General features: G+C 64.2%; 17 protein-coding genes. 13 read left to right on the top strand and 4 right to left on the bottom strand.

Annotated features, from left to right (window positions below):
• The first annotated feature begins 80 nt into the window (after nucleotides 1–80).
• The 5 genes from thyA to acnA all read left to right on the top strand — a co-directional run bounded on the left by thyA (nucleotide 81) and on the right by acnA (nucleotide 6,714).
• Nucleotides 81–1,097 carry a thymidylate synthase gene (thyA, locus tag J0X27_RS02635; protein WP_207270922.1) on the top strand — a complete coding sequence of 339 codons (1,017 nt, stop codon included), beginning with the start codon at nucleotides 81–83 and terminating at the stop codon, nucleotides 1,095–1,097.
• Entirely contained in the window at nucleotides 1,094–1,651 is a 558-nt protein-coding gene (locus tag J0X27_RS02630; protein WP_207270921.1) for a dihydrofolate reductase, read from the top strand. Before thyA ends, J0X27_RS02630 begins: the two co-directional genes overlap by 4 nt.
• Nucleotides 1,652–2,152: 501 nt before the next feature.
• Complete coding sequence (locus J0X27_RS02625) at nucleotides 2,153–2,581, top strand: calcium-binding protein (RefSeq protein WP_207270920.1); 429 nt, start codon at nucleotides 2,153–2,155, stop codon at nucleotides 2,579–2,581.
• A gap of 632 nt (nucleotides 2,582–3,213) precedes the next feature.
• A complete protein-coding gene (locus J0X27_RS02620) occupies nucleotides 3,214–3,747 on the top strand; it encodes a calcium-binding protein (protein ID WP_224214679.1) in 534 nt (177 codons plus the stop codon).
• Nucleotides 3,748–3,936: 189 nt separating this feature from the next.
• Entirely contained in the window at nucleotides 3,937–6,714 is a 2,778-nt protein-coding gene (acnA, locus tag J0X27_RS02615) for an aconitate hydratase AcnA (protein ID WP_207270918.1), read from the top strand.
• Between the two features lie 187 nt (nucleotides 6,715–6,901).
• On the opposite strand, the gene J0X27_RS02610 is transcribed toward acnA, so the two are convergent.
• Nucleotides 6,902–7,750, bottom strand: a complete 849-nt coding sequence (locus J0X27_RS02610) for a cupredoxin domain-containing protein (protein WP_224214680.1) — start codon at nucleotides 7,748–7,750, stop codon at nucleotides 6,902–6,904.
• A gap of 382 nt (nucleotides 7,751–8,132) precedes the next feature.
• Here J0X27_RS02610 and J0X27_RS02605 point away from each other — a divergent pair, with 382 nt between their 5' ends.
• Nucleotides 8,133–10,322 carry a thioredoxin domain-containing protein gene (locus J0X27_RS02605; RefSeq protein ID WP_207270916.1) on the top strand — a complete coding sequence of 730 codons (2,190 nt, stop codon included), beginning with the start codon at nucleotides 8,133–8,135 and terminating at the stop codon, nucleotides 10,320–10,322.
• 269 nt (nucleotides 10,323–10,591) lie between these two features.
• Nucleotides 10,592–10,765 (top strand): DUF7556 family protein, encoded by a 174-nt coding sequence (locus J0X27_RS02600; RefSeq protein WP_207270915.1) that lies wholly within the window; start codon nucleotides 10,592–10,594, stop codon nucleotides 10,763–10,765.
• A gap of 118 nt (nucleotides 10,766–10,883) precedes the next feature.
• Here J0X27_RS02600 and J0X27_RS02595 read toward each other — a convergent pair whose 3' ends face one another.
• Both J0X27_RS02595 and J0X27_RS02590 read right to left on the bottom strand, forming a co-directional pair.
• Nucleotides 10,884–11,507 carry a phosphoribosyltransferase gene (locus tag J0X27_RS02595; protein WP_207270914.1) on the bottom strand — a complete coding sequence of 208 codons (624 nt, stop codon included), beginning with the start codon at nucleotides 11,505–11,507 and terminating at the stop codon, nucleotides 10,884–10,886.
• Nucleotides 11,508–11,638: 131 nt separating this feature from the next.
• Nucleotides 11,639–12,298 carry a class I SAM-dependent methyltransferase gene (locus tag J0X27_RS02590; protein WP_207270913.1) on the bottom strand — a complete coding sequence of 220 codons (660 nt, stop codon included), beginning with the start codon at nucleotides 12,296–12,298 and terminating at the stop codon, nucleotides 11,639–11,641.
• 186 nt (nucleotides 12,299–12,484) lie between these two features.
• On the opposite strand from J0X27_RS02590, the gene J0X27_RS02585 reads away from it, so the two are divergent.
• From J0X27_RS02585 to J0X27_RS02575, 3 genes are all read left to right on the top strand, one after another.
• Nucleotides 12,485–14,593: an ATP-binding protein gene (locus tag J0X27_RS02585; RefSeq protein ID WP_224214681.1), complete on the top strand. Its 2,109-nt coding sequence runs from the start codon at nucleotides 12,485–12,487 to the stop codon at nucleotides 14,591–14,593.
• A gap of 108 nt (nucleotides 14,594–14,701) precedes the next feature.
• Nucleotides 14,702–15,769 carry a pyridoxal-phosphate-dependent aminotransferase family protein gene (locus tag J0X27_RS02580; RefSeq protein WP_207270912.1) on the top strand — a complete coding sequence of 356 codons (1,068 nt, stop codon included), beginning with the start codon at nucleotides 14,702–14,704 and terminating at the stop codon, nucleotides 15,767–15,769.
• A gap of 312 nt (nucleotides 15,770–16,081) precedes the next feature.
• On the top strand, nucleotides 16,082–17,932 hold the full coding sequence (locus J0X27_RS02575; protein WP_207270911.1) for a carbon starvation CstA family protein: 1,851 nt from the start codon (nucleotides 16,082–16,084) through the stop codon (nucleotides 17,930–17,932).
• A 78-nt stretch (nucleotides 17,933–18,010) separates the two neighbouring features.
• Here the strand turns inward: J0X27_RS02575 and J0X27_RS02570 are convergent, their stop codons facing one another.
• Entirely contained in the window at nucleotides 18,011–20,749 is a 2,739-nt protein-coding gene (locus J0X27_RS02570) for a DNA-directed DNA polymerase (protein ID WP_207270910.1), read from the bottom strand.
• Between the two features lie 216 nt (nucleotides 20,750–20,965).
• Here J0X27_RS02570 and J0X27_RS02565 point away from each other — a divergent pair, with 216 nt between their 5' ends.
• The 3 genes from J0X27_RS02565 (at nucleotide 20,966) to J0X27_RS02555 (ending at nucleotide 22,259) form a co-directional block, all read left to right on the top strand.
• On the top strand, nucleotides 20,966–21,130 hold the full coding sequence (locus tag J0X27_RS02565; protein ID WP_169924337.1) for a DUF7331 family protein: 165 nt from the start codon (nucleotides 20,966–20,968) through the stop codon (nucleotides 21,128–21,130).
• A 135-nt stretch (nucleotides 21,131–21,265) separates the two neighbouring features.
• Complete coding sequence (locus J0X27_RS02560) at nucleotides 21,266–21,775, top strand: DUF7322 domain-containing protein (RefSeq protein ID WP_207270909.1); 510 nt, start codon at nucleotides 21,266–21,268, stop codon at nucleotides 21,773–21,775.
• A 22-nt stretch (nucleotides 21,776–21,797) separates the two neighbouring features.
• On the top strand, nucleotides 21,798–22,259 hold the full coding sequence (locus J0X27_RS02555) for a DUF7346 family protein (protein WP_207270908.1): 462 nt from the start codon (nucleotides 21,798–21,800) through the stop codon (nucleotides 22,257–22,259).
• Nucleotides 22,260–22,271 lie beyond the last annotated feature (12 nt).

The raw sequence follows: 22,271 nt of genomic DNA, 5'->3' as shown, positions 1-22,271 counted from the left end.
ACCGTCATCGATCCTATTCCTGGCCTGATAGTTTCCGGATCGTGCGTTATTATGGTCGTTCGGTCGCTACAGTACGGGCAATGCGACAGTATCTCGATCTCGTCGACGCGGTCCTCTCCGAGGGCACGCACAAGCCCAACCGGACCGGCGTCGACACGATTTCGTCGTTCAGCGAGCACTACGAGGTCGACCTCCAAGAGGGGTATCCGCTCCTTACGACCAAGGAGATGGACGGCTACCGCTGGAACTCGATGCTCCACGAGGTCTGCTGGTATCTCTCCGGCGAGGAACACATCCGTGACCTACGGGAAGAGACCAAAATCTGGGACGCCTGGGCCGACGAGGAGGGGCGGCTCGACACCGCTTACGGCCGCTTCTGGCGACGGTTCCCGGTTCCAGACGAGGATGCACAACTCGAGGGCGAATCCTGGCCCGACGAGAGCCAGCAGTGGGTCACCGAGGAAGCCGACGGTCGGAAGACGTTCGATCAACTGCAGTACGTCATCGACACGCTCTCCGACGCGCCCAACTCGCGGCGGCTCGTCGTCAACGCCTGGCATCCCGCCAACGCGGCCGTCTCGACGCTCCCGCCCTGTCACTACTCGTTCGTCTTCAACGTCCAGGGCGATCGGCTGAACTGCCATCTCACGCAGCGCTCCGGTGACACCGCACTCGGCATCCCGTTCAACATCGCGGCCTACGCGCTCCTGACGAAAGTGATCGCCCAGCAGACCGGCTTCGAGCCCGGCACCTTCGCCCACACCGTCGTCGACACGCACGTCTACTGTGGCCGCGGCGAGCGCGGCGAGTGGTACGCCGACAACCTCGAGGCGCTCCAGTCGAGGCTGGCCGATGTCGACGACCGCGAGGAGTACCGCGAGGTCCGCGAGTGGCTCGAGTCCGAAGCCCCAGCCGAGGCCGCGGGTGACGACCGGCTCGATCACGTCCCCGGCCTGCTCGAGCAACTGTCGCGAGCGCCCCTCGAGCGACCGACCCTCGAGGTCGCGGACGTCTCGATCGACGAGTTGGCGTACGAGGACGTCGAGCTTCGGGGCTACGAGTCCCACGACGGCATCGAGTTCTCGGTGGCCGAATGAGCGAGGATCGGACCGCACCGGGGGACGCGACGCCAGCGTTCGAGACCGACCGCGAACTCGTCGGCATCGTGGCCGTCGCGGACAACGGCGTCATCGGGCGCGACGGCGACATGCCCTGGCACATCCCCGCCGATCTCCAGCACTTCAAGGAGACGACGATGGACCACCCCGTCATCATGGGCCGGGTGACCTACGAGGGGATCCTCGAGACGCTGGGCGAACCGCTCCCCGGCCGGACGACCGTCGTACTGACGAGTCGGGACCTCGAGACGCCCGAGGGAGCCGTGGTCGCACACGGGCTCGAGGAAGCCCTCGACCGGGCCGACCGAGCAGCGCGGGAGCGCCACGACGATGCGGATCGGATCTTCGTCGCGGGCGGAGCGACCGTCTACGACCAGTTCCTGCCCGCGCTCGATCGGGTGATCGTGACGGAGGTCCACGATGACCCCGAAGGCGATACGTACTTCCCGGATTGGAACCGGGAATCGTTTCGTGAGGCGACTCGGGACGAGCGCGACGGGTTCGCGTTCGTGGAGTTCGTTCGGCGAAACTGAACGAGCGTGGGGGCTGCCCGTCGACGGTTTGGCTCGTCGTCTCCGCCAGTCGACGTGGTCGATCGATTCGCCGTAGAACTGGGGACATGGGTCGCGTCCTGTCGGTCAGTGCCGGCCCAGCCGCGACCCGTCGGGGGAGGCCGGGACACAGTGACACCAGCCCGTCACAGGTCGGCACAAGAATACCCCAGCCGCCCCTCACGGGATCATCCTCGGATTTATGTTCTACTCGTCTCCACACAATACGCCGTTTGATGGGTGAAGCACCCGATATCCGAACTGAATAGCGCAATACGACGGTGGAGCGTCCCGACGGTCATATCCGGCCGTCGGGTGGCTATCGCTTACCAGGGAGTGAGAGCCCGAACCGTCGACAGAGCACGCCTCCAACTCCCCGTTCTCCGAGTATAGCTCTTCGTTGACCATGAAACGATCGGACTCACTTATAGAAAGTTGGCTCGAGAACCATCTATCCCACAGCCAGGGATGCAGGTGAGATACATGACTAGAGATTCCGACGAGCGGTTCGATAACTCGAGACACTCGTTCACGAAAACGGAGGCTCTCGCCGCGGCGGGACTCGCACTCGGCGCGAGCGCGACGGCGGGGACCGCTGTTGCACAGGACGACGAGCAGGTCGTCGTATACGAAGACGACTACCGGCCGGATGTCGATTTCGATGTCGTCTCGGAGGTAGAGGGCGGAATGAAAGTAAACCTGATCGCGGCCTCCGGGTCGGCCGACGACGTCTTCGACGACCCGGACGACTGGGACGTGTACATCATCAACTACGACATGGACACGGATGGCCCGACGTGGGGGCTCCTGTTCACCGAGGAAGTCGACCTCGACGTCGGCGACAGCGAGTCGATGGGCGAGGACGGCGTCTTCCGGAACTCCCGACTGAACCTCGTCGAAGTCGGGCTGTGATGCCACACTGATTCGGATCGAGAAGTCACCAGAGACTGCCCGTTTCCCTGCTTCGCAACCGATTTTCCAAACACGGCAGCGTGAACTCCGCGGTACCGGAGATCCGTGCTCGAGAACTCCAGTCCCGGAGCTGTTCGAGGCGGGGAGAATCACTGAACGTGACCGGTCCCCGGTGATGGATTTTGCGGGGACAGTCCGAGGAAATCATTTGTTTTGCTGTATGAACAGTTCCAAGCACCACCGCTACGACCGCAAAAGCGCCTTGTAGAACGGTTACGACGGTGCAATCGTAGATCGACGTCCGCGGCCCACCGCGGTCGAAATGGATGACGCTCGACTTCGGTCGGTTCGTAACGGTAACAGACAGCAGCGTCTCCGATGAGATCCGTTTCGCTCGATAAACAACTATTGCTGATAGCTGGGTCCCGTTGCTCTCTGAAACATCGAGATGGGGGTGTATAGGGGCGGAGCGGTCAGATCCCGAGATATTAGTTCGTCTTAGACGGTGAAACAATGGCGTTGACTTATGCGAAAATTGGGTCAAGGGTCGTCTGCCCCCGAAGGAGGGGACTCAAGTGAGAGACATGACAGAAGACAACACAGGACTATTCGACGACTCGAGACGCTCGTTCATGAAGAAAGGAGCGCTCGCGACGGCGGGACTCGCTCTCGGTGCAGGCGCGACGGCGGGAACCGCCGCCGCCCAGGAGGACGGGCAGGTGCTCGTGTACGGAGACGACTACAAGCCGGGGCAGGACTTCGAGGTCGTCTCGGCGCTGAACACACAGACGAAAGAAGACCTGCTCGAGGATTCCGGGTCGGCGGACGACGTGTTCGACGATCCGGACGACTGGGACGCGTACATCATCAACTACGACTTGGGCGTGGACGCCCCGACGTGGGGCTTCCTGTTCACGGAAGAACTCAGCCTCAGTTCGGGAGACAGCGGGACGATGGGCGAAGACGGAGAGTTCCGCGACTCCCAAATCGACCTGATCGAGGTTACTCCCGGTGCGACCGCTAACAGCAACGGCAACGGCAACGGCGAGGAAGAGGACACCGAAGAAGAGGATACCGAAGACGAAAACGGCGGCAATGGTGCCGGTGCGAACGGCGGCGGCGGTGGCGGCGGCAACGCCAGCGATGGTGGTGCCGGCGGCAACTGACGCTCCGAGCATCCAACCGACGTGACGACTTTGCGGCGACGGTCAGTCCGACTCCCCAGTCGTCGTTCGGTCGCGTTTTTTCCACGGTGGCAGCGTTGATACCACAACACATACCGACAAATGGTGGGTTCAGTGGGGAATACTTGCAATTCTCGACGGATTCAAATTCACGGGCCTCTAACTCGAGGCATGGCACCCGACGACTTCTCGGATGCGATCCGGGAGTTCGAACACGGCAACGAGACGTACAAGATGGCCGATCTCACGGTCCTCGAGGAGCGAGGACTGTGCGATCTCGAGAAACTCCCCGTGAGTATCCGAGTGCTCCTCGAGTCGGTCGTTCGGAACGCGGACGGCGAGCACATCGACGCCGCAGACATCCGTAACGCGGCGTCGTGGCAGCCCGAGGTTCCAGACGTGGAGGTTCCGTTCCAGCCCTCGCGCGTCGTTTTGCAGGATCTGACCGGCGTCCCCGCGGTCGTGGACCTCGCGGCGCTGCGGTCGGCGGCCGACCGCAAAGGCGTCGATCCGACCGTCGTCGAACCCGATGTCCCCTGTGACCTCGTGATCGACCACAGCGTGCAGGTCGATTACTTCGGCAACGAGGACGCGTACGAGCGCAACGTCGAACTCGAGTACGAGCGCAACGAGGAGCGCTATCGGTCGATCAAGTGGGCCCAGCAGGCCTTCGACGAGTTCAACGTCGTCCCGCCGGGGACGGGGATCGTCCACCAGGTCAACCTGGAGCACCTGGGGCGGGTCGTCCACGCACGTGCGGACGACGACGGCGACCAGTGGCTCCTGCCCGATACGCTCGTCGGGACGGACAGCCACACGCCGATGATCGGCGGCATCGGCGTCGTCGGCTGGGGCGTCGGCGGGATCGAGGCCGAGGCCGCGTTGCTCGGCCAGCCGATCACGATGAGCCTCCCCGAGGTCGTCGGCGTGCGCCTCTCCGGGGAGCTCCCCGAGGGTGCGACCGCGACCGACCTCGTCCTCCACATCACCGAGCAGCTCCGACAGGTGGGCGTCGTCGACAAATTCGTCGAGTTCTTCGGCCCCGGCGTCGCGGAGCTCTCCGTCGCCGACCGCGCGACCATCTCGAACATGGCCCCCGAACAGGGGTCGACGATCAGCATGTTCCCCGTCGACGAGAAGACCCTCGACTACCTCGAGCTGACGGGCCGCGACGAGGACCACATCGACCTCGTTCACGAGTACCTCGAGGCCCAGGGCCTGTTCGGCGAGCAGGAACCGGAGTACACCGAGACCGTCGAGTTCGACCTCGGCGACGTCGAACCCAGCCTCGCGGGTCACAAGAAGCCCCACTCTCGCATCCCGATGGGAGATTTGGACGAGCACTTCGCGACCCTGTTGCAAGAGGAAGGCGTTCTCGGTCAGGGCGGCGAACCAGCCATCGGTGACGGTGGTGGCGTCGAAGCGGACGCCGGCACGGAGGGCTCCGCGGCCGTCGAACCCGGGCTCGGACTCGAGGAACGCGTCCCCATCGAGCTCGAGGACGGCTCGGAGGTCGAGATCGGGCACGGCAGCATCGTCGTCAGCGCGATCACCTCCTGTACGAACACCTCGAACCCGTCGGTGATGATGGCGGCCGGCTTGCTCGCGCAAAACGCCGTCGAAGCCGGACTGGACGTCCCCGAGTACGTCAAGACATCGCTCGCACCGGGCAGCCGCGTCGTCACCGAGTATCTGAAACAGGCCGACCTCCTCGAGCCCCTCGAGGATCTCGGCTACCACGTCGTCGGCTACGGCTGTACGACCTGTATCGGCAACTCCGGGCCGCTACCGGACGCGATCGAGGCCGCGATCGACGAACACGACCTCTGGACGACGAGCGTCCTCTCGGGTAACCGTAACTTCGAGGCCCGCATTCACCCGAAGATCCAGGCGAACTATCTCGCGAGCCCGCCGCTGGTCGTCGCCTACGGTCTCGCCGGACACATCGATATCGACCTCGAGGAGGAGCCCATCGGCACCGACGACGATGGCGAGCCGGTCTTCCTCGAGGACATCTGGCCCGACAGCGACGAGATCCACGAGGCGATCCACGGCAGCGTCTCGCCCGAACTCTTCGAGGAAAAATACTCGCAGGTCTACGACGGCGACGAACGGTGGGACGCGCTCGAGGCCCCGACTGGCGAGGTCTACGACTGGGACTCCGAGTCGACCTACATCCGCGAGCCGCCGTTCTTCCAGGACTTCCCCCTGGAGAAGCCCGGCGTCGAGAACGTCGACGACGCGCGCTGCCTGCTGACGCTGGGCGATACGGTCACGACCGACCACATCAGTCCGGCCGGCCAGTTCAGCGAGGACCTGCCCGCCGGCCAGTGGCTGAAAGAACGCGGCGTCGAGCCCCACGAGTTCAACACCTACGGCTCCCGCCGAGGGAATCACGAAGTCATGATGCGCGGGACGTTCGCGAACGTCCGCATCGAAAACGAGATGCTCGACGGTGTCGAGGGCGGGTACACGATTCACCATCCGACGGGCGAAGAGACCACCGTCTTCGAGGCCAGCGAGCGCTACCGCGAGGACGACACGCCGCTGATCGTCATGGCCGGCGAGGAACTGGGCACCGGCTCGAGCCGCGACTGGGCGGCCAAGGGGACCGATCTGCTGGGCATCCGCGCGACGATCGGGCAGAGTTACGAGCGCATCTACCGCGACAACCTGCTCGGCATGGGCGTCTTGCCCCTGCAGTTCCAGGATGGCGACGGCTGGGAGGAACTCGGCCTCGACGGCTCCGAGCACTTCACCATCGAGGGGCTCGAGGACGGGCTCGAACCCAACGCCGAACTGACCGTGACCGCGGAGGCCGACGACGGCTCGACCACGGAGTTCGACGTGACCGCACAGGTCGCCACGCCCGCCGCGGTCGAGTACGTCGAGAACGGCGGCGTCCTCCACCTCGTGCTCCGGCGGCTGCTCACCGAGGAACTGCAGTAGGACTCGAGTCAGGGAATCGGTTTTTCGTTCTTCGGTACGGCTCTCGCGAATCGTCCACCGATAACCGGACGTGAGGGGTCAGTATCGGCCACTCGCCGGCATGCCGTCGTCCTCGGAGTCGAGACGATCGTTCGGCAGGTGAGTCCTAGCAGAAATGGAGAGTCGCCGCTTCATCGGCGTCGTCGTGCTACGCGGTTTCATCAGCAAAGCGATCGATATCGGCGAGCACGTCCCTGAACGGCACTGTCCCCCGGTCCTGAATCGTTTCCGGGTCGAGTACGTCTGCGTCGAGGATCTCTTGTGGTGTTAGCCACGACCACTCACAGCCCTCGTTCGCGTCGTTCGTCTCGTTGAGTTCGTGCTCGAGGAACTCTCTGCTAAACGGGGCGAGGAGCGGCGGATCCTGACTCCCCTCGAAGGTGTCCTCGTAGTCGGGGATGTCCTCCTCCGTGAGGTCACCGACGATAATCCGCATGCTCATTCCGAGAACGTGGTGTGGACCACAGTACAAGTCGTACACACCCGCTTCGGTGAACTCGTAGAGCCATGCGCTATCGATGCTGAGAACGGGTGACGAGAACGGCGGCACCCCGTCAGGCACTCGCTGTTGGAAGCCCACTCCGGGATGATACGCCGTAATCGTGTGATCGGGGCTTTCGGGAGTGAACTGCACGACGTCGCCAGCGTTCACGTGGATGCCGCTTGGATCGAAGTGGAAGAAAGGCGTTCGGTCCGGATCGTTCGGGTCGTCCGGTTCGTCCGTGTGGAGTTCGACTACGTGATCGGGCTCTAGGTTCTCGGGGACCGCCGTGGCATCCGGCGTCGCGAAGCCGTACTGGGGATCGATCCGTCGAGAACTCGTCGCTTCGTCATCCGAGCCATTGGATTCGTCACCGGAGGCGATCGCCGTGTTGGTGCCAAGCGAAAGCATGGTCCCTGCACTCAACAGTTTCAGGAGCGGTCGCCGCTCGAAATCGAACCGCTTGTTCAGTGGGTTATCGAGCGATTCTTCGGTTCTCTCTTCGTCAGGTGCCATCATTGTCCCCCCTCTGTGTTCGTTCCGCACTGCATCAAGAATGTCAATATCAATATGCTTATAGTGGCACGATCGTTTCGTATTCGTAAAAACAGTTAACCGACACATCCGATCGCTGGTCTCCGTCGACTGCGATTCGTCGTCCCAGTCATGGTAATATTTGACATACCATGAAGAACGCCTCAAATTGGTCGTTGAGAGATACGTGTGGTGGGGGAAGATACGGACTGAAACTCCAGTAGAACCCGTTACGCCTCGTGTGCGACCGGAGACGAGCGTTGCACGTCAACGGATAGCAGGCCGTTCCCTTCGATCGACCGTCGCTGCGGTCGGAACGGGCACGGACAGCGGTCTTTTACAACCGCCGCCCGTAGATGCGTTCATGACAACCCCGACGTCACGGAATCGGCTCGAGGAAGAGGAGAGCCCCTACCTGCGCCAGCACGCGGACAACCCCGTCAACTGGCAGCCCTGGGACGAGGAGGCACTCGAGGCCGCGAAGGAACGCGACGTGCCGATCTTCCTCTCGATCGGCTACTCGGCGTGTCACTGGTGTCACGTGATGGAAGAGGAGAGTTTCGAAGACGAAGCGGTCGCCGAGGTGCTCAACGAGAACTTCGTCCCGATCAAGGTCGACCGCGAGGAGCGCCCGGACATCGACAGCATCTACATGACCGTCTGTCAACTCGTCTCCGGCCGGGGCGGCTGGCCGCTGTCGGCGTGGCTCACCCCCGAGGGCAAGCCCTTCTTCGTCGGGACCTACTTCCCGAAGGAGGGCCAGCGTGGCCAGCCCGGCTTCCTCGAACTCTGTGAGCGAATCAGCGACTCCTGGGAGAGCGAGGAGGATCGCGGCGAAATGGAGAACCGCGCCCAGCAGTGGACCGACGCGGCGAGAGATCAACTCGAGGAGACTCCGGCGGCCGCCGGGGCAGAAGCCGGCGGATCCCCAGCACCGCCCTCGAACGACGTTCTCGAGACGGCTGCGGACGCGGTCCTGCGAAGTGCCGACCGCCAGCACGGCGGCTTCGGCTCGGGGGGCCCGAAGTTCCCACAGCCCTCGCGGTTGCGCGTTCTCGCCCGAGCGTTCGATCGAACCGGACGGGAGGAGTATCTCGAGGTGCTCGAGGAAGCCCTCGACGCGATGGCAGCGGGCGGGCTCTACGACCACGTCGGCGGCGGCTTCCACCGCTACTGCGTCGATCGGGACTGGACGGTTCCACACTTCGAGAAGATGCTCTACGACAACGCCGAGATTCCCCGCGCCTTCCTCGCCGGCTACCAGCTGACCGGCGAGGACCGCTACGCGACGGTCGTCGCGGAGACCCTCGAGTTCGTCGACCGGGAACTGACCCACGAGGAGGGCGGCTTCTTCAGTACGCTCGACGCACAGAGCGAATCGCCCGAGACCGGCGAGCGCGAGGAAGGTGCGTTCTACGTCTGGACGCCCGCGGAGGTCCGTGACGTCCTCGAGAACGAAACCGACGCCGAGCTCTTCTGTAAGCGCTACGACGTTACGGACTCGGGGAACTTCGAGGGGCGAAATCAACCCAACCGCGTGAGGCGGGTTTCGGAGCTCGCCGGCGAGTTCGACCTCGGGGAAAGCGAGATCCTGAAACGACTCGAGTCGGCCCGCCAGCAGCTGTTCGAGGCTCGCGAGGAGCGGCCCCGGCCCGACCGCGACGAGAAGGTGCTCGCGGGCTGGAACGGGCTCATGATCTCGACGTACGCCCACGCAGCGCTGGTCCTCGGCGAGGACGCGTACGCCGAGACCGCCGTCGACGCCCTCGAGTTCGTCCGCGAGAAACTCTGGGACGACGAGGAAAAGCGGCTCTCGCGGCGATACAAAGACGGGGACGTCAAGGTCGACGGCTACCTCGAGGACTACGCCTTCCTCGCGCGGGGCGCACTGGACTGCTATCAGGCGACCGGCGAGGTCGATCACCTCGCCGTCGCACTCGAGTTGGCTCGCGTCATCGAGGCCGAGTTCTGGGACGCGGATCGGGGAACGCTCTACTTCACGCCCGAGAGCGGCGAGTCGCTCGTGACCCGGCCACAGGAACTGGGCGATCAGTCGACGCCGTCGGCGACGGGCGTGGCGGTCGAAACGTTGCTCGCACTCGAGGCCTTCGCCGACGAGGCCTTCGAGGGGATCGCCGCGACCGTCCTCGAGACGCACGCAAACGAGATCGAGGCGAGCGCACTGGAACACGCGACGCTCTGTCTCGGGGCCGACCGGCTCGCGTCGGGCGCGCTCGAAGTGACCGTAGCCGCCGACGAGTTCCCCGAGGAGTGGCGCGACCGGTTCGCGTCGCGGTATCTGCCCGATCGGCTCTTCGCGCTGCGACCGCCGACCGAGGACGCGCTCGAGGGCTGGCTCGATCGACTGGCACTCGAAGACGCACCCGCGATCTGGGCGGGGCGAGAAGCGCGGGACGGCGAGCCGACGCTGTACGTCTGCCGTGACCGGACGTGTTCGCCGCCCACGCACGACGTCGAGACGGCCCTCGAATGGCTCGGTGAAAACGGCGACCGTGACGAGGCAACGAACGACGGCTCGGGAAGTCCGTTCTAGGGCCGCCTCGAGGGGTCGACGTGTTACCGGGGTCGACCGGGTGAGCGAAGCGATCGAGGGACGGCTCCCGAAAAGTTCGCTGTCCTGTGCGATTCGGTGGGTCGTATCCCACGGGATCGTGCGTCCGTCTCCGATACTCTGCAAGTGCGTCTAACTTCCGCGCGTTTTAATTCCAGCACTGCAAAAGTTTGGCGCATTATGCCCGATATTCAAACACCGATTCGTACTATATCGATACATTCATAGTTATAATCGTTCTACCTCCGTCCATGGTGCCTGAAGCAGAGTCGATCGGAAGCCGATCGGGCGATACAGCTGATGTCGTCACAGCGGTCGACGAGATCGACGGCTCCCCACACCTCGTCATCGCGGATATCGCACGGGACGACGGGTGGATCGCCATGACCGAGGGAGATGCCGTCTCGCTCGAGGAGTGGCGGTAACTGCTTTCAGGAACCCGGCCCTCCGACGGGCGTCGATCCGGTTCGTCGATCGAGCTCGGGAGCCGGTGCGGTACAGTTCTGGACGGCGTGGCCTGGGCCCCGACTGCTCGAGCGACGGCTACTGGGTGAGGTACTCGAGAGCCGCTTCGTCGCTCACCTGGCCGAAATCCCGGTAGTACTGGCCGACGGCTCGGAAGTCGGCGGGCGTCTCGAGTGCGATCACCGCGTCGGCCTCCCCCTCTAAGGCCTCGATCGACCGCGGAGAGCCGACGGGGACGGCCAGCACGATTCGTTCCGCCCCGGCCTCTCGAACCTGTCGGAGGCAGGCCGTCGCCGTCGCGCCGGTCGCGACCCCGTCGTCGACCACCACGACCCGTCGTCCACGGAGATCGGGCATGCCGGTCCCGTCGCGATAGCGATCCGCCTTCTGACGCGCGTTTTCCGCTTCCGCGGCCCGGATTTCCTCGAGGACGGACTCGGAGACGTTCAGTCGGTCGATCAACTCGTCGTTGTACCAGACGCTGCCGTCGCTGGCGACCGCGCCGAGGGCGACCTCCGGGTTCGTCGGCGCACCCACCTTCCGTGCGACGACGACGTCGAGCGTCGCGTCGAGCGCGTCGGCGACCGGCCGGGCGACCGGTAACGCACCGCGGGGAATCCCGAAGACGATGTCGGCCTCGAGGTCGCGGTCCTCGAGGGCCGCTGCGAGGCGTTCGCCGGCGTCGGTTCTGTCCTCGAACATGGTCGGTCGGGACTACGACGGCGTCGCACTATGCGTTTTCGTCGCACACACCGGGAGCGGATGTCTGAGGGGACCGGACGCGACCGACGGCATCGAGCGGATTCCGCGGCCGATCACCGGCCCCTCGTGGCTCACTCGGTCCGCCGCCGGAGTCGCCCGCGCAGGATCGGGGTCGCCGGAAACAGTCCGATTCCGGTCCGTTCGATCTCGAGGACGTCCAGGGCGTCGTGCCCGACGAACCGCTCGATCGTCTCGCGGTTCAACTGACAGCCGCCGGCGGCGCGTTCCCACAGCGGCGTGAGTCGATCCTGCGCTCGGGCGCGCCAGCCGTCGTTGCGGACGTGCTCGAGGAAGCGCAGTTCGCCCCCGGACCGCAGGACGCGAGCCACCTCGTCCAGGGCGGCGTCGGGATCGTCGATGGTACAGAAGACCGCCCCCGAGAGGACGACGTCGAAGCTGTCGGCCGCGTAGGGGAGCGATTCGCCGCGGGCGTCGCGCAGGTGAACGCGCAGGTCCGTCTGGGCCGCCTTCTGGACGGCGCGCTGTCGCATAGTCGGATCCGGTTCGACCGCGTGGTACTCGAGGTCGTCGCCGGCGTCGGCCGCGTACGGAAACATCGCGCCGTTGCCTGCACCGAGATCGAGGACGCGCCCGGAGAGGCCAGCCGCGAGATACTCGCGATGGGGCCCGATCAGAAACCGATCCGGCATGAATCGATCGTACAGCGCGGTGAAGAGCGGACGTGAAAACCGCCCCTCACCCGTGGCGTGTCGTGGCGTACAATCCGTCATGGTGCGACTCGATGGGACCGACGACGACCCGACTGATACAGGTTTCCCACGCTGCTCGAGAGACACGTCGCGAGAGCCGTGACCCGACGTTCGACGAGAGCGCCACGACGCTCACAGCCGCCGGTGTGCGCTCCTGGTCGACACGACGGCACAACCCTCATACTGACGGTCCCCTGACTACGACTAGTGGATCCCTGGAATCGTGTGCTCGCTGTGCTGGGAGGGCACCACATCATTGTCGCACTCGGCGCGATGTATGTCGCAGTCGCTACAGCACGGGCCGTCGTGCGAATCACGGCGGGGATACCGTTCGGAAACGTCTTCATCACGTCGGTGCTCATCGCTGGCCCTGGTGTCGTCCTCCTCGTCGTCGGCTATCGATTGCGCTCCTTCGATATCCGAACGGAATTCTACGCAGCCATCGGGGGCTGGTGTTTCGGTGGTCTCGGCGTCATTCTCGGCGTTCTCGTCCTCTACAGTCTCCAGCCCGGCGAGGTCATCGACAGTCCGTCGACGGTCCTCATCCTGACTGCCCTCGGGAGCGTCGCCGGCCTCGGAGCCGGGATCTACGACGCGGAGGCCAAAACGCGAACCCGAGAACTCGAGCAGCGCAACTGCGAACTCGAGGCCACACGCTCCGAACTCGAGGAAACGGTCGCCAGACTCGAAGACGCGAACACCCAACTCGTGGAGTCGAACGAGCGCCTCGAGCACTATCGGGAATACACTGACGACATCCTGAACGCCGTCCACGATGTCTTCTACGTCCTCGATTCCGACGGCACGTTTCAGCGGTGGAACGAAACCGCCTGTGAGGTGACGGGGTACTCGGACGACGAAATCGCCTCGATGACTGCCGTGGAGTTCGTCGACGAGCGCAATCGCGCGGTGATCGAGGACGCGATCCGGGAGGGGTTCGAAACCGGAAGTCTCCAACTCGAGACGGCACTCCAAACCAGCGACGGCGAGGCGATTCCATACGAGTTCTCCGCTTCGAGTCTCGAAACGCCCGACGGCGAATCCGTGTTGGCAGGGGTCGGTCGCGATATCTCCGGACGCGTGGCCCGCGAGCACGAACTCCACCAACGCGCCCAGCAACAACGCGTCGTCGCCGAACTCGGACAACTCGCTCTCGAGACGGACGACCTCGACGAGCTCATGGCGGAAGCGACGCGGCAGGTGGCGGCCGTTCTGGACACCGACTACTGCAAGATCCTCGATCTCGACGACGGCGGCGAGCGGCTCGTCCTCCGTCAGGGGGTCGGCTGGCGGGACGGGCTCGTCGGGACGGAGACGGTATCGGCCGTCGAATCGGCGTCCCAGGCCGCGTACACCCTCGAGACCGATCGGCCGGTCGTCGTCGCCGACCTCGAGACGGACGAGCGGTTCAGCGGCCCGGCGTTGCTGACGAGCCACGATGTCCACAGCGGTATCAGCACCATTATCGGCCCCGTCGACGAGCCGTGGGGAATTCTGGGGACACACGACACCGACACCAGGTCGTTCACCGAGGAGGACGTCACCTTCGTCCAGAGCGTCGCGAACGTCCTCGCCGAAGCGATCGAGCGCGGACAGTACCAGACGGAACTCGAGGACTTAGTCGCGGACCTCGAGGAATCGAACGAGCGCCTCGAGCAGTTCGCCTACGCGGCCTCCCACGACCTCCAGGAGCCCCTGCGAATGGTCTCGAGTTACCTGCAACTGATCGAGCGCCGGTACGGCGACGACCTCGATGCGGACGGCGAGGAGTTCCTGGCGTTTGCCGTCGACGGGGCCGAACGTATGCGCGAGATGATCGACGGGCTGCTCGAGTACTCACGCGTCGAGACGCGCGGTGACGACCTCGAACCGGTCGACCTCGAGGCGGTTCTCGAGGACGCTCGCAAGAACCTCCAGATGAAGATCGCGGGCCACGACGCGGAGATCACGGCGGAGCCGCTTCCTCGAGTCGAGGGTGACGAGGGACAGTTGCGTCAGGTGTTCCAGAAGTTGCTGTCGAACGCGATCGAGTACAGCGGCGAGGAACCCCCGCGAATCCACGTCTCCGCCGAACGGAACGGAACGGACTGGACCGTCTCGGTCGCCGACAACGGGATCGGTATCGAGCCGGACGCACAGGAGCGCATCTTCGAGGTGTTCCGCCGGCTCCACGGGTACGAGGACCACGCCGGAACCGGCATCGGCCTCGCGCTCTGTGAACGGATCGTCGAACGACACGGCGGCGACATCTGGGTCGAATCCACGCCCGGAGAGGGAACGACGGTCTCGTTTACGCTGCCGGCACCGCCGGACTGAGACGCCGCGTCGGACCCGTTCATCGGCTGGACCACGATCGAGTGCAGAACGTCCGATTCCGGCGATCGTCTCGAGCGTTTTATGGCCGAACGTGCCGGTAGTCCCCGTATGACAGACGACCGACTGCGGATGACTCCCGGCCCGACGGAGGTCCCCACAGCCGTCCGCGAACGGATGAGCGAACCGACGCCGAATCCGGACGTCGAGCCCGAATTCTTCGCGTTCTACCGCGATCTGACCGACGAACTCGGGGCGATCTACGGCGACGACGACGTCGTCATCCTCGGCGGCGAGGGGATCCTCGGCCTCGAGGCGGCCATCGCGTCGCTGGTCGAGCCGGGCGATCGGGTGCTGTGTATCGCGAACGGGCTCTACGGCGAGGGCTTCGCCGACTTCGTCGAAATGTACGGCGGGGAAGCGGTCGTCTGTGCCACCTCGTGGCGCGAACCGCTCGATCTCGAGCGAATCGAATCCGAACTCGAGACGGACTCGTTCGACGTCGCAACGATGGTTCACTGCGAGACGCCGACGGGCGTGTTGAACGATATCGAACCGGTCCTCGAGCGACTCGAGGCCCACGACGTCGTCACCGTCGTGGACGCAGTCTCCTCGCTTGGCGGCGTGCCAGTGCCGACCGACCGGATCGATGTCTGCCTAGGGGCCTCACAGAAGTGTTTCAGTGCGCCGCCGGGACTGACAGTCTGCTCGGTCAGCGACCGCGCCTGGGAACGAATCGAGTCCGTCGAAACGGAGAGCCTGTACACCGATCTCGAGCCCTGGCGCGACGCTGCCGACGGGGAGTGGTTCCCCTACACGCACCTGTCATCGAACCTCTACGGCCTCGAGGCGGCGATCGACCTGCTACTCGACGAGGGCCTCGAATCCGTCTACGCGCGCCACGAGGAGGCCGCAACGCGCTGTCGGGCCCGCGCCGCCGAGTTGGGGCTGGCGCTCTATCCCGCCGAGTCGGTGGCGTCCCCGACCGTGACCGCCCTCGAGGTTCCCGGCCGAGCACAACACCTCCAGGAAACGCTTGCCGACGAGCACGATATCGTCCTCGCGACGGGGCTGGGCGATCTCGCCGAGGACGTCCTCCGGATCGGTCACATGGGACACAACGCACGCATCGACCGCGTCGAACGGACGATGGACGCGCTCGAAGCCGCCCTCGGGTAGCACTCAGCACCGCCGTGCGATCCAGCGAGAACGATGAATGCCAGAGCCGATCGCACAGCCGCGGTGTGGTCGGTCGGACGAACGCGGCTGTTCCCGTGGCGTCCCTGCGTGTCGGTCGACCCTCGGCAGGGGAACATAATTTGAACCATATTACCAATACGGAAGAATGTAGTGTCGATTTTCAAACAATCGTATCACACCAGGGAATCGGTGTAATTATGCCGTTTGATATAAAGAACCTGACTGAAAGGATCCGATAGTGATAAATAAATATTAAGGTCATCGCCGTCCGTGTGTTTGTGTAGACGTGCCATGACACAGGTAATTTGGATCATCGCGGCGGTACTGGTGACGTTCACAGCCGGCTACGTGGGGTACTCGCGGTATCTCACGCGATTCGTCGAACTCGACGAGGAGGCGGAGACGCCGGCACACAAATACGAGGACGGACAGGAGTACGTCCCATCGAAGAAACCGGTGTTGTTGGGCCACCACTACTCGAGTATCGCGGGTGGGGCCCCGATCGTCGGACCGATCACGGCCGGTGCCATCTGGGGATGGGTGCCGGCGTTGCTGTGGATCGCGCTCGGGAATCCGTTGATGGGGGCGGTTCACGACTTCGTGTCGCTCTCGGGCAGCCTCCGTCACGAGGGGAAGTCGATCGGCTACATGATCGGCGAGTACGTCGGAGAGAGCGGCAAAAACATGCTACTGTGGTTCGCGTTCCTGACGATCATGCTCGTCGTGGCCGTGTTCGCACTGGTGGTCGCGATCGTCTTCAACGCGTATCCACAGGTGGTGACGGCGTCGACCATCTACATCCTCCTGGCGTTGGTCTTCGGCGTCTACCTCTACCAGTTCAACGGTCCGTTCATCCCAGGAACGATCGTCTTCGTGGTGGGCGTCTTCGCTGCCGTCTGGGTGGGACTCCAGTATCCGGTGGCGCTGTTCGCCGGCGACTACCCCGCTGGAACGATCGTGTTGCTCAGCGGTGACGGGAGTGTGATGCCGGGTGCAGCCGCACTCGAGGCGGTGGGAGGCGGTAACACCGCAGGCTGGATCCCGTTCGTGCTGGTCTATGCTGCGATCGCGAGCGCACTCCCAGTCTGGGTGTTGCTTCAACCTCGGGACTACCTCTCGTCGTTCCTGCTGTACACCGGTGTCGGTGGCGCGACCGTCGCCATCGTCGTCGGGACGTTCCTCGGCACCTCGTCGGAACCACTCGTCGTCGACAGCACGATCGGCGCGTTCGAAGGGTTCTGGGGCGTCGAAGCGGCCGGATACGCGCCGCTGTTCCCGTTGCTATTCATCACGATCGCCTGCGGGACGATTAGCGGGTTCCACTCGCTGGTGTCGTCGGGGACGACCGCCAAACAACTCGACAACGAGACCGACGCCCGCTTGATCGGGTACGGCGGGATGCTCGGGGAGGGCCTGCTCGCCGCGGTCGCTCTCTCGACGCTCGCGGTGTGGGGGGCCCCCGATGTCGCGGGTGGTATCGGCGCTGCCCTCCCGAATTTCGCTTCGGGCGGCGGCGTCATCCTCACGAGCTTCGGGATTCCCCAGACCGTCGGTGCCGTGTTCATGGCGCTGGTGCTGTGTAGCTTCCTGCTTACGTCGACGGACACGGCCGTCCGGCTCGGTCGCTACATGATGGAAGAGATCGTCGGCACGCCCGCAGGACGGACCGATACGGGGCTGAACCTCGATCCACGCTCGATCGCACGCGGTCGATACACGAACCCGATCGTGCAGATCGTCCCCGCGTACCTGCTCGTCGTCTCCGGTCAGTGGGTCGTCCTCTGGCAGCTCTTTGGCGGCGCGAACCAGCTGCTCGCGGCGCTGGCGCTGCTTACCGCGACCGTCTGGCTGGCAAACTGGGACGACAACAAACAGCTCGTCTCCACCGGGGTCCCGATGGCGATCATGGTCACGATCACCGTCCTCGGACTGCTGATCCTGGTGTTCTACGAGAACCTCTATCTGAACCTGCTCCAGGGCGGAGCGGAGTCCCTCGAGGCGATGATATCCTCGGGCGTACAGATGGTGCTCGGACTGGTTCTCGTCGGCCTGGCGCTCGCACTCGTCAGGTTGGGGTACAGCAACATCCAGACCGTCCGTCGCAGCCCCGACCGACCCGCGGCCGAACCGGGAGACGACTGACACCACGCCGAGACCGCTCGTTTTTTCGCCGCCGTCGCGGCTACGGTCCGAAAGCGACGCAAAGCGCGCCGAGTCGCGTCACCAGTATTGATCGAGTCCGGTCTGTTCCTGCCCGCTCTTGACTTCCTCCCAGGAGATATCCAACGCCTCGAGGATCCGCTCGATCGGTCCCTGTAGCGTCTTCTCGAGCATCTTCTCGTAGTCGACCTCGAACGCCTCGGGGATCTGGTCTTCGTACTCGAAGCAGATCACGTCGGGATCTCTCTTGAATGCCCCGTAGACGGGATCGGTGCGGGCGTCGAACCCTTCCTCGGCCTCGAGCCGTTCGAAGAAGGACGGATCGACGCGGTCGAGGTAGAGCCGTTTTGGCTTGCTCCCGCGCTGGAAGTTGGTTCCGAGCAGGAGATTGGCGTACTTCGCGCCCCTGACCTGTGCCGTGTCGGTGTCGTAGTTGTCCAGTCGCTTGCCGATCCCGCCCGGAATCGCGATCTCATCGAGGGAGATCTCGCCGGCCAGTACGTCCTCGATGACGCCGTTGACGTACTCCTTCGCGCCCTCGATGTCGCCCTCGCGGACGATCATCTCGATGACCCGATGCTGGACTTCCTTGGTGATCGGCGCGATGTCCGAGCGCTGGTACTCGAATCCCACGATGTCGACGTCGTTGACGTCTTTTCCTTCCTTCCAGGTGATGTGACCCGCGTAGCGTTTCTTCTTTCCCGCCTGGAAGAACCGACGGTAGAGCTTCTCGAATTCGATCTGGAAGCGGTGTGACTCGGCGTTCAGGTCCTCGCGCGCGAAGTCGTCGTAGCGGCCGTTGATGTACTCCTCGATGTGGAAGGAGTGCTCGAGGGCGTCTTCTTTCGCGACGTCGGGGCCGAGCTCGAGCATGACGCTGTCCGTGTCTCCATACGTAACTTGATAATCGAGCTCGTTTGCGGCCGAGTCGGTAAATTCGATTACTTCGCGGCCAGTGGCCGTGATTGCTGCTGCTGCTTCCTTATCATAGAGCCTGAATTGTTCCCATCCTGACACACCGTACAGCGAGTTCATGATGACCTTTACCGCCCCCTGCTGGCGGTCGTACTGCTCGTACTCGAGGCTCCCGGGTTCGTGCTCGTTTCGCAGTTCCTTCTTCTCCTCGCGCTCGGCGAGCAGTTCGGTGATCATCTCGCGCATGACGCCGTCGGGCTCCTTGCGGAAGTGGATCCCATCGTCTCCGACCGGTGCGACGTAGGTTTCCCCGTCGTACTCGTCGGGATCGACCTTCGTCTCCGGCGAGGCGTTGATCGTCGTCATACACATCGGATACAGCGACTTGAGGTCGAGGACGGTCACGTTCTCCTTGACGCCCGTGATCGGCTCGAACACCGCCCCGCCCTCGTACTCCTCGCCGGCCTCCTGTTGGCCCTTCGATGGCAGCGCGAACCGCCCGTAGGCCTCGTGGAGGACGTACATGTCGACCGCGTCGCCCGGCGTCGGCGCATCCTCGAGTTTGCAGCCGACGAACGAGCGCACTTCGTCCCAGAACGGGATGATCTCCTGCTGGCGGTCGAGTTCGACGCAGAGTTCGACGTCCCGCAGGTTGTACTCGAGCAACTGCGTGGGGTCGCCCTCCCAGAGGTCGCCGATGTCGCCGGCGTAGCGCTCCTTGCCGACGCCCAACTCCGCCTCCCCGACGGCGTCGAGCCGGTAGGAGTCCAGTTCGGAGAAGACCATCCGCTGGTAGCCATAGAGCAGGTCGAAGACGATCCGGCCCTTGATGTCGGGGCCGCCCCAGTTGCTGCGCCAGACCTCGTCGACCCGCGAGAGCCGGTCGATCGAGAGGTCGTACTCGTGGTGGGGACCCGCGAGCTCCTCGAGGCGGTCGAGGAAATAGGGCGCGTCGAAGTCCTCGAAATTCCACCCAGTAAGAAGGTCCGGATCAGTTTCTCGGACGTACTCGATGAATGCCTCGAGCATGGCCTCCTCTTCCTCGAAGCTCCGCACTTCGTGGTCGATCTCGCCCTCGATCGGATCGTAGTCGTCGATCTCGGTCGGAATCTCGCCGTCGCCGATCGGGGCCTCGTAGAGCCACATGATGTACTCGTCGTCGTACGAATCGTGGCTGGTGAGACAGACGATCGGTTCTTCGCCGTCCTCGGGGAATCCCGAGCGATCGTCGACCTCGATGTCGAAGGTGTTGACGCGTGGCTCGGCCTGTACGTCGGCCGCCTCGACCTCGTCGTGGGGGACGACCAGCGACTCGTCGTCGGCGCGGCGTTCAGGGACCCGGATCCCGCTGCGGACGTCCTTGTCGATCAGGAACCGGTTGGGGAACAGGATGTCGGCCTCGAAGTGGTCGAAGTCGTCGCGGACCTGTCCGACGTCTCGGGGCGTCTGGCCGAAGATCTTGGTGAGGCTCTCGCCCCGGATGCTCTCGTAGGGCTCGCCGTCCTCGTCGTACTCCGCGCTGCCCGTGAGTCGCTCGTAGTGCTCCTCGGGCGGTCGCTCGAGGCTCTCCGTCGGCGCGTAGAAGTAGGGTCTGAAGCCGACGACCTGTACGTGCTCTAACTCGCCCTCGGGCGTCCGTCCGAAGACGTGCATGATCGGTCGCTCCTCGTCGCCGTAGCCGGCGACCGTGTAGTCGACCTGCATCACGGCAAGCTCGAGTTGGCCCGCCGATTCGGGGAGCGTCTCCTCGACGACGTCGATCACCTCCGCAGCGTTCGAGCCGCCGTTGCCGGCGACGGCTACCGCCTCTTCCGTCGGCCGGTCGTCGGTCCCGTCGGAGTCGCCGCCGAACTCCGCGAGTCCGGTCTGGCCCGCCTCAGTCATGATACCGGGTTTTGCAGTCGCCGGATAAAAACCCCTCCGTCTGGAGTGGTCCCCAGTGGCGACGCTCGAGTGATGTCGACGGCACCCCTCGCCCACGCTCGACTCGTCCGACGACTATCGGATGTCAGGAGTACAGCGCCCATGCTTGCGGAAGCAGCAAGACATATAAATTGGTAACACATAGCATAGAGCCAGGTGACCGATGTGTCCACCCATATGAACGATGACGTGACGGATCAGCGCGAACCGAGTAGTGAACCCGCGGGGACCGCAACGATCGAGTCCTACGAGACCGAGGACGGCGTCGTCTTCTATGACGCCGAGAATCCGCTGGCGTGGGTAGAGACCTCCCGGACGCTTACTCTCGAGGAACTGGCCTGAGACGGGCTGCTGTCGCTGTTTTTCGGCGTCCCCGCGACCCGCTGTGGGGCTGGGACGGTACTAACTGACAGGAGTCCGGACGAAACGGCACTCGCGAAGCGAACGTTTTTCCTTCCGCTGGGCATCGTCTCGAACGTGGTATTCGACCGGACCGAGAACGAGCCCGAGGAGTGGGACCCCGAAGAGGAGTTCTACGACCCCGAGAGCGACTCGTTGACGATTCCACAGGTCTCGATCGAGGACGACGGTCCGGACGACGACCTGGACGAACTCACGAACCCGATCAGGGCACCGACCGTTTCGACCGGCGAAATGGACGTTCCCGACGAGATCCTCCAGACGTTCTGGGTGCTGGTGGTGGTGCTCAACGCCGCCGTGTTGCTCGTCTCGCTCGGTCTGTTGTTCCTGATTTTCGAGGGGAACCTGACCCGTGGGGGACCCCTCGTCGGTGGTGGACTCGTTTTGCTCGGTCTGGCCGGTCGACGATACAGACGGTTTCGGGCAGGCGACTACGGCAACACTGCCGGTACTGACGGTTCCGGAACCGATACCGCCGCTGACGGCGGCTCCGAGGACACGGAACCGACCGAGTCGACCACGGAGGGATCGGCCGAAACACCTTCACGGGACGGTACACAAGAGTAGCTACCCGACCGACCCATCGCCTATGAAAACAGTCGAGGACGACACCGGCAGACGATACCTGCTTCTCAGACGATCGGACAACGCGAGTCTCGTCCGTGATCCCGAAACCGGCAACGAGTGTTACGTTCAAAACGACCGCCTCGAGGCCGTCGACGGCGAGTCGGCGCTCGAGACGGCCGCCGGAACCGTGGCCGATCCGGTCCTGACGTTGCTGACCAACGTCCACGACGCGGAGACGCTCGGCCTGTTGATCGAACTCGCCGATCGGGGGCCACTCGGCGTCCGCACCCTGCTCGACGCCTACCAGTTCTGCGAGAGCGATCTCCACGGCCGGCTGACGGTCCTTTCGGCGGCCGGACTGCTCGAAGAAGCCGACGTTGCCGGCGAACGCGGATACGGGCTCACCGAGGACTGCGAACGCGCACTCGAGACGATCCGACCGGAAATCGAGCCGTCGAACGACGGGACGGCGGATACCGACTGAGTTCCGACCCCC

It is taken from the genome of Natrinema longum (assembly GCF_017352095.1).
GTDB classification, from domain to species: domain Archaea; phylum Halobacteriota; class Halobacteria; order Halobacteriales; family Natrialbaceae; genus Natrinema; species Natrinema longum.
This window is presented reverse-complemented; position numbering and strand designations above follow the sequence as displayed.